General features: G+C 40.3%; 16 protein-coding genes. 1 reads left to right on the top strand and 15 read right to left on the bottom strand.

The features are described 5' to 3' along the window. Positions 1-204: 204 nt before the first annotated feature. Both MHB79_RS00265 and metG read right to left on the bottom strand, forming a co-directional pair. Entirely contained in the window at positions 205-972 is a 768-nt protein-coding gene (locus MHB79_RS00265) for a TatD family hydrolase (protein ID WP_050945797.1), read from the bottom strand. Between the two features lie 81 nt (positions 973-1053). Continuing rightward, positions 1054-3054, bottom strand: a complete 2001-nt coding sequence (gene metG / locus MHB79_RS00260) for a methionine--tRNA ligase (protein ID WP_065097666.1) — start codon at positions 3052-3054, stop codon at positions 1054-1056. A gap of 520 nt (positions 3055-3574) precedes the next feature. Between metG and MHB79_RS00255 the strand changes: the two genes are divergently transcribed. Beyond that, positions 3575-3865 carry an AbrB/MazE/SpoVT family DNA-binding domain-containing protein gene (locus MHB79_RS00255; RefSeq protein ID WP_087975202.1) on the top strand — a complete coding sequence of 97 codons (291 nt, stop codon included), beginning with the start codon at positions 3575-3577 and terminating at the stop codon, positions 3863-3865. A gap of 45 nt (positions 3866-3910) precedes the next feature. On the opposite strand, the gene rsmI is transcribed toward MHB79_RS00255, so the two are convergent. The 13 genes from rsmI to MHB79_RS00190 all read right to left on the bottom strand — a co-directional run bounded on the left by rsmI (position 3911) and on the right by MHB79_RS00190 (position 13044). Then, entirely contained in the window at positions 3911-4789 is an 879-nt protein-coding gene (gene rsmI, locus MHB79_RS00250; RefSeq protein ID WP_340988649.1) for a 16S rRNA (cytidine(1402)-2'-O)-methyltransferase, read from the bottom strand. Beyond that, entirely contained in the window at positions 4767-5063 is a 297-nt protein-coding gene (locus MHB79_RS00245) for a GIY-YIG nuclease family protein (protein ID WP_003217970.1), read from the bottom strand. The genes rsmI and MHB79_RS00245 overlap by 23 nt, the downstream gene beginning before the upstream one ends. Then, positions 5050-5793 carry a tRNA1(Val) (adenine(37)-N6)-methyltransferase gene (locus MHB79_RS00240; RefSeq protein ID WP_044140390.1) on the bottom strand — a complete coding sequence of 248 codons (744 nt, stop codon included), beginning with the start codon at positions 5791-5793 and terminating at the stop codon, positions 5050-5052. The genes MHB79_RS00245 and MHB79_RS00240 overlap by 14 nt, the downstream gene beginning before the upstream one ends. Positions 5794-5848: 55 nt before the next feature. After that, positions 5849-6202 (bottom strand): DNA replication initiation control protein YabA, encoded by a 354-nt coding sequence (yabA, locus tag MHB79_RS00235; protein ID WP_003217957.1) that lies wholly within the window; start codon positions 6200-6202, stop codon positions 5849-5851. Between the two features lie 14 nt (positions 6203-6216). After that, positions 6217-7044, bottom strand: a complete 828-nt coding sequence (locus MHB79_RS00230) for a PSP1 domain-containing protein (protein WP_003217932.1) — start codon at positions 7042-7044, stop codon at positions 6217-6219. Between the two features lie 2 nt (positions 7045-7046). Next, the gene (holB, locus tag MHB79_RS00225; protein ID WP_212046565.1) at positions 7047-8036 is read right to left on the bottom strand and encodes a DNA polymerase III subunit delta'; all 990 of its coding nucleotides are present in this window, start codon (positions 8034-8036) and stop codon (positions 7047-7049) included. A gap of 11 nt (positions 8037-8047) precedes the next feature. Then, positions 8048-8488 carry a YaaR family protein gene (locus MHB79_RS00220; protein ID WP_044140388.1) on the bottom strand — a complete coding sequence of 147 codons (441 nt, stop codon included), beginning with the start codon at positions 8486-8488 and terminating at the stop codon, positions 8048-8050. A gap of 12 nt (positions 8489-8500) precedes the next feature. After that, positions 8501-8830: a cyclic-di-AMP receptor gene (locus MHB79_RS00215; RefSeq protein WP_012008640.1), complete on the bottom strand. Its 330-nt coding sequence runs from the start codon at positions 8828-8830 to the stop codon at positions 8501-8503. 79 nt (positions 8831-8909) lie between these two features. Then, on the bottom strand, positions 8910-9548 hold the full coding sequence (gene tmk / locus MHB79_RS00210) for a dTMP kinase (RefSeq protein ID WP_003217977.1): 639 nt from the start codon (positions 9546-9548) through the stop codon (positions 8910-8912). Then, a complete protein-coding gene (locus tag MHB79_RS00205) occupies positions 9545-10954 on the bottom strand; it encodes an aminotransferase class I/II-fold pyridoxal phosphate-dependent enzyme (RefSeq protein WP_340988648.1) in 1410 nt (469 codons plus the stop codon). Before MHB79_RS00205 ends, tmk begins: the two co-directional genes overlap by 4 nt. 77 nt (positions 10955-11031) lie before the next feature. Further along, complete coding sequence (locus MHB79_RS00200) at positions 11032-12090, bottom strand: toxic anion resistance protein (protein WP_340988646.1); 1059 nt, start codon at positions 12088-12090, stop codon at positions 11032-11034. A 19-nt stretch (positions 12091-12109) separates the two neighbouring features. Then, entirely contained in the window at positions 12110-12724 is a 615-nt protein-coding gene (locus MHB79_RS00195) for a 5-bromo-4-chloroindolyl phosphate hydrolysis family protein (RefSeq protein ID WP_212046568.1), read from the bottom strand. Between the two features lie 128 nt (positions 12725-12852). Next, complete coding sequence (locus MHB79_RS00190) at positions 12853-13044, bottom strand: sigma factor G inhibitor Gin (protein ID WP_003217973.1); 192 nt, start codon at positions 13042-13044, stop codon at positions 12853-12855. Positions 13045-13124: the final 80 nt, after the last annotated feature.

Genomic DNA, 13124 nt, shown 5'->3' with positions numbered 1-13124 from the left:
TTATATAGAGTATCTCAAAACCTGTCAACCCTTCCACCCACTGTACAAAAATGCTCGATTGTAACCCTATTATGGGAGATTAATGGAAGGAAGGGAAGAAAGACTTATCGACAACTTATCCTATGAAGAGGCGTAAACGTGTAGAACATTTTCGTTATGTTTCACAAATGGACAAGCTTAAACAAGGATTGACATCATATACTGTCAGTTTATACCGAAAACTTTTTTCGCATTTTTTGTGGTCAATTCAGCAAGCTCTTCAAAGCTTATTTCTCGTAACTCCGCAATTTGTTCTGCGATATATTTCACATAACTTGGCTCGTTGCGTTTTCCTCTAAATGGCGCTGGTGTTAAGTATGGGCAGTCTGTTTCAATCAAAAGTCGGTCACTTGGTATGTCTTTGACAACTTCCTTCGGTTTTTTGGCATTTTTAAATGTCACGGGTCCACCGAATGAAATATAAAAGTTCATATCCATACACGCTTTTGCGATTTCTAGGCTGCCAGTAAAGCAATGCATAATCCCTCCAACTTCAGCCGCTCCCTCTTCCTTTAAGATCGTCACGACATCTTCCGTTGCGTCACGATTATGAATAATGATCGGAAGATTCACTTCCTTCGCAAGAGCAATTTGACGTCTAAAGACTTCTTTTTGCACATCTTTTGGCGACTTGTCCCAATAGTAATCGAGACCCATTTCTCCAATTGCAACGACTTTTTCATGTTGAGATAATTCTTTGATCCACAGCAAATCTTCATCTGTCATATCGATGGCGTCGACTGGGTGCCAGCCAATGGCTGCATAGATGAAATCATACTCTTCAATTAATTCCATTGCTCTCGTAATTGTCGGGCGGTCAAACCCTACCACTACGATTTTTTCGACTTTTTCACTCTTCGCTCTTTCGATCACCTGCTCTAAGTCTTCATTATATTGTTCCGCATTTAAGTGGGCATGTGTATCAAATAACATCGTTGATTGCTCCTTTCGACAATTCTTCTAAAAAACAAAAGGTGTTCGACGAAATGTTACACGTGGAACACCTTTGTTGATTTATAAAATTTTTGTTCCATTTGCTAGAGATTGATCCACTTCAAGAACCTGCAATTTCCCGCTAGTTTCTCCAGTTAAAATCATTCCCTGGGAAATTTCCCCTCTGAGTTTAACTGGTGTGAGATTTGCTACACAGACGAGCTTCTTCCCTACTAATTCCTCAGGTTGATAATGCTTGGCTATCCCCGAAACAATTTGTCTCTTTTCAAATCCAAAATCAAGCTGCAGCTTTAAGAGACGATCTGCTTTTTTCACTGGGGCTGCTTCCAGTACCTGTGCGACTCGAAGATCAACTTTTGAGAAATCATCAAAAGCAATTTCTGCTCCTAGCTCAGGTAATTCTGTTTCTTCTATTTCTACTTTCTCTTCTTCTACCTTTGGTGCACTTCCCTGCATTTTCTCTTTAATATATGCTACTTCTTCTTCAACCTCTAAACGCGGGAACAAAGGCTCGCCTTTTTGTACCGTCGCTTGTTGAATCGCACCGAAAGATAGAATGCTATCCCAGCTTTTAAGCTTCTCTTCTTCAATGCCAAGCTGGAAGAAAATTTTCTCAGGTGTTTTCGTTAGGAAAGGCGTTAAGAGCACTGCTGTGATGCGGAGTGATTCTGCTAAATGATACATGACAGAATGCAGCTCTTTTCGTTTTGTTTCATCCTTTGCCAGCACCCAAGGAGCTGTCTGGTCAATATATTTATTGGTTCTGCTGATTAATGTCCAAACATTTGAAAGAGCCACAGAGAATTCAAGGTTTTCCATCGCTTCTTCATAGGCTTTGACTGTTTGCTCAGCTACTGCTTTAAGCTCCTCATCAAACTCATTAACTGGACCCTTATAGCTGCTTAATGTACCGTCAAAATATTTTTGAACCATCGCAACTGTACGGTTAAGCAAGTTACCTAAGTCATTGGCAAGGTCATAGTTTACACGTTCCACGAATCCTTCTGGTGTAAACACACCATCCGCACCAAATGGTACTTCACGAAGGAGGTAATAACGAAGGGCATCAAGACCGTAGCGATCTATTAATGTGACCGGATCTACTACGTTCCCTTTTGATTTAGACATCTTACCATCTTTCATCAACAGCCAGCCGTGTGCGAAAATTTGTTTCGGCAGCGGCAGATCGAGTGCCATCAGCATAATTGGCCAATAAATCGTATGAAAACGAACAATTTCTTTCCCTACGAGGTGCACGTTGGCAGGCCAATATTTTTTATATTTTTCATCCTGATCAGTACCGTAACCAATCGCAGTTAAATAGTTGAACAACGCATCAATCCATACATAGATGACGTGCTTTGGATTGTTTGGAACTTTAATTCCCCAGTCAAAGGTTGTTCTTGATACAGCTAGATCCTCTAAACCTGGTTTGATGAAGTTATTGATCATTTCATTCTTTCTTGATTCAGGCTGAATGAACGTTGGATTCTTTTCGTAATAGTCTAGTAAACGATCCGCATACTTACTCATACGGAAGAAATATGATTCCTCTTTAATTAATTCGACAGGATGTCCGCTGTCAGGGCTTTTCCCGCCAGTGACTTCTCCTTTTTCATTCCGCTCAACATCCACAAGCTGTGTTTCCGTATAGAATGTCTCATCAGGAATACTGTACCAGCCTTCATATTGGTCTAAATAAATATCGCCTTGATCAAGCAGCTTTTGAAATACTTGCTCAATGATTTTCGTATGTCTTTTTTCTGTTGTACGGATGAAATCATCATTGGAAATGTCGAGTTTCTTCCATAGTGATTGAATGTCTGCTACGACAGGATCTAAATATTCGATCGGTGTGATGTTTTGTTCTTCAGCTTTTTGCTGAATTTTTTGTCCGTGCTCATCTGTACCCGTTAAATACATCACATCATAGCCTTGAAGACGTTTATAACGAGCCATAGCATCCCCTGCTACTGTCGTATAAGCATGTCCAATATGTAATTTTCCGCTCGGATAGTAAATAGGTGTTGTCAGATAGAACGTTTTTTTCTTTTCCGGCATGTTGGAACCTCCTGCGTGTGTGTAAATGTCAAAAACTCCCGCCCAATGGACGAGAGCGGTTATCATCATTACATGAAAATGTGTTAGATCCATTTATTAAATTTTGCACTTGTGCTTTCTCTATGATACCATCTTAGCCTTTAAGATCAAGCATATATACATAGAACAAGATGAAATGATCGAAAAAGATGAGTTTTTCGAAAAAAACGACAAACCTGTCGACATTTTGTCGAATATTGTCGTATTAAATCTATCTCCAGATTTACAATTGTCTAATTTAGGGCAAAAGTCTTGTTAATCTGAACTCGTCATTTCTCATATTTTCATAGAAAAAAGCCGCAAAATCCTTATAAATCAGTAGTTTCAAGGTCTTTTGACTTTAAGAGTCATATTTTACAAACAATAGTAAACAAAATGATTGACGATTTATGGAAACCTTGTTATGCTATGAATGTAAGGAATTTGTCGAATAATGACGAAGATAATATTATATTAAGAATAAGAACTCTTTGGGAGGAGAATGAAGATGAAATCTACAGGTATTGTACGTAAAGTTGACGAATTAGGGCGCGTGGTGATTCCAATCGAACTTCGCCGTACTCTAGGAATCGCTGAAAAAGACGCTTTGGAAATTTATGTTGATGATGAAAAAATTATCCTAAAAAAATATAAACCAAACATGACTTGCCAAGTTACAGGTGAAGTATCAGACGATAACCTTAAACTTGCTAATGGTAAATTAGTTCTTAGCCGTGAAGGTGCAGAGCAAATCATTAACGAAATCCAAAACCAACTTCAATCACAAAAATAAGTTTGATATAAAAAAGGTTCTTGCACCGTTTGCAAGAACCTTTCTTTATTGTTCAATATGATAGGCATCGTATATGGTGCGCTTTGGTACACCGCGTTCGACGGCTGCATGTTTAATGGCTTCCTTCGACGTTAATCCTTCCCCTATGTAATGGATTACGTGTTCCTTTTCAGATAAGGACTTCCACCAGACATCTTCATTTAGCTTTTCTTCATCTTGATCGTTACCTTGTACGACTAGACAGAATTCACCTCGGATTTGATTCTCTACCGCCCATGTCAGCACAGACTCTAAATCTCCACGAATAAACTCTTCAAATTTTTTCGTTAGTTCTCTCGTAATGGCGATATTCCGGTTGCCCCACACTTCCTTCATCAAAGTCAGCGTTTCTTTTAACCGATGAGGCGCTTCATAGAAAATGATTGTTTCTTGACGCTTCTTCAAAGCTTCGAGCTGTTTTTTCTTTTCCCTTTTTTGTCGGTCAAGAAATCCATAAAAGAAAAATGGCTGCGGCGTGATCCCTGAGGCAATGAGTGCTGTAAGTGCAGCATTTGCTCCAGGTAACGGAACGACATAACCGCCGATATTCGTAAAGTCTCGGACCACTTCAGCACCTGGATCAGAAATTATCGGTAAACCAGCATCGCTCACGAGTGCGATGTTTTTTCCTTCTTTTAACCATTCGATCAACTTGTGGCCGCTACTGTCTTTGTTATGCTCATGATAACTCGTTAATGGCGTATCAATTTCATAGACATGACAAAGTTTTTTCGTTTGTCTTGTATCCTCTGCGGCAATATAGTCTACATCTTTTAATGTTTGTATGGCTCGAAACGTCATATCTTCTAAATTGCCAATTGGGGTTGGGACGAGATATAGAATGCCCATATCTGATTGACCATCAAAGCTTTTCTGTGTTTTCATGTGCCGCCTCCTTTTCAATACGCATTTCTTCTATATAAAGATCTTTCTTTTTCCGTGTCCACGTTTTGAAACGATATTCTTGCTGCATGGCTTCTCTTTTGGTTGCAAAACATTCATGATAATACAGCTCAACTGGCCGTCTTGCTCTTGTATACTTTGCTCCCTTTCCACTATTGTGGGTCGTCAGTCTTTTTTGTAAATCATTTGTATAACCTGCATATAGGCTGCCGTCTGCACATTTCAATACATAGAAATAATGATTATGCTTCTCCATACAGTATCGTCCTGATTTCCTCAGTATACTCTTGATCATCTCCATAAACAAAAAGAGGCGGGAGAATTTTCAGATCTGGTTTTCCATCTTTTATCCCCTCTACTAAGATGGTATTGGCTTCCTTACCCTGTTTTGGATAAACAAATTGAATTCGTTTTGGCTCAATTCGGTACTTCTTCATCAATTCCACAATCTCAAGTAGCCGGCCAGGCCGATGAACCATCGCCAGTTTCCCTCCTTGCTTCAGCAGCGTGGAAGAAACGCGAATGACATCTTCTAATGTACAATGAATTTCATGCCGAGCAATGGCCAAGTATTCATTCTCATTGATTTCTTCTTTAGAAGGTGTCTTAAAATATGGTGGATTACATGTAATGACATCTACTTTGTGATTGCCGTAGCGTGCTGGCATATCATTCAGATCGCCATGAATCAGTTCTATCTGCTTTTCAAGTTGATTATACGCCACACTTCTTTTTGCCATATCAAACAGCCGTTCTTGAATTTCGACCCCAGTAATGGAAGCCTTAGATCGAGTCGAAAGCAGCAATGGCACAATGCCATTTCCCGTGCAAAGATCAATGATCTCTCCTTTTTGGATGGGCACATACGCAAATTTTGCTAATAACACTGCGTCCAATGAAAAGGCGAAAACCGTTTTACTTTGAATAATTTTCATATCTTCGGCGAGCAAATAATCTAATCGTTCATCTTCTCTTAACGAAACCATGATGTATCCTTTCTTTTCCTGTGAAAAAGGCTTCCGATTCAGCGGAAGCCTTTTCTCATTTTTTATTTAAAAATGACAGACAGAACAAACAGTCTCCCTCTTTACGTATGCTTCCATAATGTACATTGCAAATATGGAAGCCCTCCTGATATAACCGAGCCAGGTTATCATGACCTTCTCCTATATCAGAATGACCTGGTTTCTGAGCAGAATCATTCTCTGTCTCAGACGATTTGTCCCGATCGGACTGATCCAGACGTTCACGCAAGTGCTGATTCTCCATCTGCAGCTGATGATTTTCTTCAATCACTTCACCGATATGATTTTTCAAATCACCTAACTGGCGATAAAGAGAACCAATTTGTTCTTCTAAATTGATCACCGTATCAAATAGTTCCTTTTTATCCAAGGTGGCACACCTCGTTACTCAGTTGTTTGTGCAGATACAACGCCTTCTTGTAATAATTCTTCCCAAGTATATTCTACCACTTTTTCTTGCCCGGTTAATTCAACTTGCAAAATTCGTTCTAAAATGTTGAGCCCTACTACCTTTGCAGAGCCACTAGATGTTTGAATCGTTTCACCGATATCCGGCAATTGTTCTTTCGCTGTTTCATACTCATCATTCTCATATTTCAAGCAGCACATCAAACGACCGCAAAGCCCTGAAATTTTTGTGGGATTTAGCGACAGGTTTTGATCTTTTGCCATCTTAATGGATACTGGTTCAAAGTCTCCTAAGAATGTCGAACAGCAAAGCATTCGCCCGCAAGGTCCTATGCCACCCAGCATTTTTGCCTCGTCTCTTACACCAATCTGGCGAAGTTCAATTCTCGTTTTGAAGATCGATGCAAGATCCTTCACTAGCTCACGGAAATCTACTCTGCCATCCGCTGTGAAGTAGAAAATGACCTTGTTTCGGTCAAATGTAAATTCAACATCAACCAGCTTCATTTCAAGACCGTGTTCACTTACCTTCTGAAGACATGTATCAAAGGCTGTCATCGCTGCTTCTTTGTTTTCCTCAACGATGAGTCGGTCTCGTTCGTCTGCTACACGAATCACCTTACGCAGAGGAAGAACGACATCGTGTTCATCTACTTTTTTATTAGCGATGACCACTTGTCCGTACTCAACTCCTCTGACCGTCTCTACAATGACACAACTATCATTTTCTATATGAAATCCATTAGGATCGAAATAATAGATTTTGCCCGCTTTTTTAAAGCGAACACCAATTACGTTGTACAAGCTTATCCCTCCTGCAACATCAACACCAATTGCTCCATCAGCCCTTGGGCATTCACGTTGGATTGAAGTCTCTTTTTCGCTTCTAATACAGCAAGGATCTGGTTCGTCACCATCTGCTGTGTGGAATGCAGCGCGTGCTGCTTCATTGTCTGGAATAAGTCTTGATAAATGACTTTATCTTCATTTCCTATTTGAATCGACAATACATCACGATATATAAATAAAAGCATATCCAGACCTGTTTCTTGAAGGTCTTTCTCTTTGAAAAAAGGCATCCATTGATCCTGTATATAAAAAAATGCATGTTCTTTTCGCTGGTGTAAGACTTCATACAATTTTATCACTTTCGCTCTAGACTCTGCAAACTGATCATTTCGACTTAATTCGAGTGCTTCTGCTAAATTGTTGGTTAAATTCGACAAAAGCCTTGCAAGATGCTGAGATACGCCTTCTTGTAATAGCTGCTGCTCCAAGGATTGTGGCTGCAGCGGCTGAAAGCTGAGCATCTGACATCTTGAAATAATCGTATCCAACATTTTATGCGATTGCTCAGTGATTAAAATTGCCATCGTTTCCCGGTTAGGCTCCTCTAGGAACTTTAATAAACTGTTCGCAGCATTAACCGTCATTTTGTCCGCATGAAGAATGATATACATTTTTCGGTGAGATTCCACACCTGCTTTTGTAAATTCCTCTTGCAATGCCTGTACTTGCGCTTTCTTAATTGATTGACCATCAGGCTGCACGAGATGTAAATCGGGATGGTTACCTGACTCAATCCTCTTGCAGTTTTGACAGGATTCACACGGTTTCACTCCTGATTCCAAGCAAAAAAAACTCTTAGCCAAAAGCATCGCAGCATCCCGCTTACCAGTACCCTTTTTTCCTTCAAATAAGTAGGCATGCGCAAGTCGATCTTTATCAATACTATTAAAAATCAGCCGCATGACGCGCGGCTGCAACTCATTCATGTCATCCCAGCTAATTGCCATGTTATCACTCTCTATGTGTAAAGGTTAATCAATAAACCTTTTATTTCTCCAATACGTTCAAGCAAATCAATAGATGGCTTCTCTTGGTCCATCATATCCTCTGTTAATTCAATCAGCTTTTCATCTAATGCTTTGACTAAAGCGAGTGTACGCGTGTTGCCATAAATGTCAAAGCTTCTTGATGTTTCTATATTTAACCCATTATCGACTGTCTCTTTCACAAAGCGCTTCACAAGACCTTTAAACCTAGCCAAGTCCTTTAAGTTTCGTGACTTTGTCAGCTTTTTACCGAACACTTCGATATCACTCAGCATAACCGTCAGCTGCTCTAAGCGCATTTTGCCGCTTTGCGTCTCCATCGATGCTTTAAAAGAGGCAGATGTCTGGCTTCCTTTCATGCCTTGGAGTTCACGCTTTTCTAAAAGCAGCCGCATATCTTGATTAATTTTCACAGCAACCCATCCTTAGAATTGATGAAATTGTTCAACTGGCAGAATAAAGACAGTAGCTCCACCAACTTCAACCTCAACAGGGTATGGTACATATGAATCTGCGTTACCACCCATTGGAGATACAGGTGCAATCATTTGATCACGTTTACGGCAATTTTCTTTTATAAGCTGTAACGCTTTATCCACTCGGACATCATCACAACCAATGATAAAAGTCGTATTCCCAGACTTTAAAAACCCACCAGTTGAAGCTAATTTTGTCACGCCGAATTGATGTTCAGTCAATATTTTCAACAACTTGCTGCTATCTTGGTCCTGTACAACGGCAACAATTAATTTCATTTGATTGGCCTCCTTTGTTTTAGGCACAGGTGACATGCCGATGTCTTCCTCTATATTATAACAACGATTGGGAATGAGGTCATTTTTGATTTTTCTTTAATGTGTCCTGAATCACTCGAAGTACTTCTTCATAGACATCTTGCATTGGCTGAGAAGCATCCACTACATGGAATCGTTCTGGTGATTGCGCAATAAGTAGTTCATAGCCTTCTCTGACCAACTGGTGGAAATTCAGCGTCTCCATGTCTAATCGATTCTTTTCTCTTCCTTGATTGGCGTGAATTCGCTTTAGCCCTTCCTCAGGTGTAATGGAAAAGTAAATCGTCATTTGCGGCATCGTGCCATCAATAGCAAAGTCGTTAATTGATCTGACTTGGTCAATTCCAAGTCCTCTCGCATAGCCTTGATAAGCAAGAGAGCTATCAACAAAACGATCACACAAGACTGTCTCTCCGCGCTGCAATGCCGGTTCTACCTTTTCAGCCAAATGCTGCCTTCTTGCTGCTGCATACAGCAATGCCTCTGTTTTCGCATCCATTTTTGTATTTTTTTCATTTAAAATGACTTCACGGATCTGTTCAGCAATGTCAATCCCACCCGGCTCGCGTGTCGCCATCACTGCATATCCTTGACGTTCCATTTCTTCGTACACTTTTCGTATCACTGTTGTTTTTCCGGCACCCTCTGGCCCTTCAAACGTAATAAACATACCACTCATAGTGTCTCCTCTTCTATATAAACATATAATTTTCTCTGATGAATGACCTGACTTGCTTGAATATGAACCTCGTGACCAAGCAAACGGCTTAACGCCTCAATTTGTTCTTTTTCAATACGCTCTCCCTTAATCATCAAAGGAATTCCAGGTGGATAGGGAATAATGGATTCTGCACTCATCCGGCCTGCTGCATGTTCAAATGGGACAGCCTCTATGTCTTGATTTTGTACATCAGTCTCAATAGATATCGTCTCATTTTGGATATGTTTTTTTCCTTTGAGCAATGAATCACTTTGCTTAAGAGCCTGCTCAATCCGCTTGAAAGGAACGTTCTGCCTCTTTTCTAAGCTAAGTACAAGTAAAACCTGATGTTCGTCCGCAAGCTCTGGATGAACATCCACTGATTCAAGCACCTGCTTTAGTTCGTAACCAGTCAGTCCTTTTGTTGATCGAATGACGCATTTTAAAGGATCGGAATGTAGCGAGTCAGGTTCAACCACTTCAAGATGGGTCAGACGGTTGAACTGATCTTTCAGCTCTGTCAGTTCTTTCATGATTACATCCAATGTCCCTTTTCCTTTGATCTCCTCGACATAAGCTCTTGCTACATCTAATGAGGCCATAATTGGATAAGAAGGCGAACTACTTTGAAGCATCGTGAGCAAGGTTTTCAAACGCTTCGCATCGATTCGGTCCCCTTGAAGATGAAGATAGGAACCCATCGTCATTGCCGGAAGGGTTTTATGTGCTGATTGTACCACCACGTCCGCTCCATAGGAAAGAGCAGATGGAGGAAAGGCACCGCCTAATACAAAATGCGCACCATGTGCCTCGTCAACCAAAACAACCATACCTGCTTCATGACACATGTGAATCAGCTTTGATAAATCAGCTGCGTGTCCGTAGTAGTTCGGATAAGTCAAAACGATTGCCCGGCAATGAGGATGTTTTGCTATGGCTTTTCTCACTGTATCATCCGTCACATGTGTTGGAACGTGCAAGTGTGCGTCTATCTCAGCGTCTATCAAAATAGGCGTTGCCCCTGCAAGCTCGATCGCATGAAAGACAGACTTATGGCAATTACGCTGGACAAAAATCTCGTCTCCCGTGCGGCATGCTGTCATCACCATCGCCAAATTTCCGACTGTTGTGCCATTCACAAGGAAGAAGCTTTGACCTGAACCATATAGCTTAGTCAATAAATGTTCTGCCTCTTGGATGACCCCAGTCGGGTGATGAAGATCATCTAGACCTTCAAGCTCCGTCACATCCAATTGAAGGATTGAAGCATAGTGAGACCGTGCCTCATCAAAAAAGACATCTCCATTGTGATGTCCTGGAACGTGAAAAGAATAAGGCTTCTTTTCCGCATGCTGTGCTAATGCTGTATATAAAGGTGTTCTCAAACAAATCGACCCTTTTCACTTTAACGATATCTTAAGTCTATTATAACGTTCAAACAAGTGAACCGAAAGATGGTTTCTCATTCCTTTATTGGATTCGCCAACTGCTGCTCTGCCTCATACATTCTGCTTTTCAATTGAGCTCTCTCTTGGCTTCCATGCTCTTTCATCTGTAATGTTTCCTGTAATGTTTCAGCTAATTGACGTTGAACCTTTTTCAACGTATCTATAGGGGCTAAAGATGCCTCTTCAAGAATCTGTCCCTGCTGTTTCGATACATTTTCATATGTTTTTTGGATTCGGTTCTCAAGAGCTGAATTGGCCCGCTGCTGAATATGTGTTAATGCAATCGACATTTGGTTGATCCATAGAGGAATAGATGCTGAAACAGTTGATTGAATGTGATTGGCCAATGTATGATTCGTATGCTGGATCATCCGAATTTGAGCATTACATTGCAATGCAATTTGCCGGCTTAACAGCAAATCATACTTTCGTTCCTTTAGTCTCTCCACATACTCTTCTTCATTGACTTCTTGACTCATCAATTGCTCCTCTAACGTCCGTTCAACAGAAAGTTGCGTTTCTGAAAGAGGCTGCTGCTCTAACGTTGTCATTTTCGCTTCAACTGCGGCAACCTGCATCGTCATCTCTTGAAAATATGTTTGATTTTCTTCAAATAAACGCTCTAATAATATATGATCCGAGATTAATACACCTCTTGCATAACGAAGCCTTGCGGACAATCTCTCGATCTGTGATTTTGCATGTTGAAATCGTGATATGATCTCCTGAATAGATCGCTTATCCCGTTGAAACCATTTCAAAAAAAAGCCCTGTTTCTTTGGCACTAAATCCTCAGGCTCCACTACTTGCAGCTGCTGCAAAAAGGCTTCAAGCACGTCTCCTATTTGATCGATATCTTTTTTCTCAACATATTTCATCATCTGTTGTGATTGTTCCAATAGTCGTTCCTGCACACGTGTACCATAGAAAAGGAGCTTTTGCGGATTTTCAGGGATCTGCTGAGCTCGCTGCACAGCTTCTTTTTTCTCTTCATCAGATAAGGTATCAAACACCCGAAACTGAAGATCTGTATTGGAGGCAAGTGATGTTGTGGCGCGATCTTCCGGTTTCATCGAGTTTGACTCCTTTCATCTATTTCTTCATCATTTTATCAGCTACTTCAAGCTCAATATGAAGAGCCTCTATATCTCTTCCTAACACTTGCTGCAAATCATTCGTCAATTGCTTTTGCAGCTCTGTCAATGTCACTCGGGTTTGGCTCAATGTCATTTCCAGCTCATGACTACGATTAGGCTGATTATACAAGAGTGCATATTTCTCAGTTAGTTCAACGACAGAATCCAAGCTTTCAAAATAAAAACGCTGTGCATCATAAAATCGATTAGGCTCTTTTTTTGTTATTGTATAGATTCGTCGTGCAAGCCGAAAAACTTCATAATTATGTTTGATCGTTTGTACGTTTTTCACAGCAAATAAAGCTTTTTTTAAACGCACAAGCTTTTGTCCTGCTTCTTTTAAATGCTGTTTGATATATACATAATCACTACGAGACAGTCCATGTTTCTTTAAAAACAATTGGAAAGCAGTCCATCTGCTCCCCACAAACATCACGCCCCACCCAATCATCGCATACAGTATCGATAATCCAACATGATGATGGAAAACCCCTATACTGACGGTTAAAATCACAAGCGAAAAAAAAGTAGAGAGGATGGCCCATATAAATGTATAAAAGATTGATTTCATGTTCATCGACTCCTATGAATAATCAGGCTCTCTGTTTATCTTATTATGAATTACGGATGATGTCCAAACTAAGTTCCAAAAAACAAGCCCAATCCTTCATAGCTCATAAAAAAAGACCATCTAGTGGTCTATGAATACAAAGGCGGCGTATGAAGATTTTTAAGCTTTCTCACATAATCGGAATAGCTAGGATCCGAGGTCGATGTAGAAATTAACTTTCGCTCACAGTCGCGGCACAAAAACTGATGATATAAATAAATTCCCTTTGTCTTTTTCTCTTCACAAATCAAACAAATCGCTTCTCGCTCTTTTTTGCTCATTGTGACACCTCCACTTATAGCTTCAGTATGCCCTAGCGCTTTCAATTGTATACAAAATTAAGAATGTTTCAGATGGTAGT

Origin of the sequence: Bacillus sp. FSL M7-0558, from assembly GCF_038003245.1 — a bacterium.
Classification (GTDB): Bacteria; Bacillota; Bacilli; order Bacillales; family Bacillaceae; genus Bacillus; species Bacillus pumilus.
Note: the sequence above shows the minus strand (reverse complement) of the source record. Positions and strands in the feature narration are given on the sequence as shown.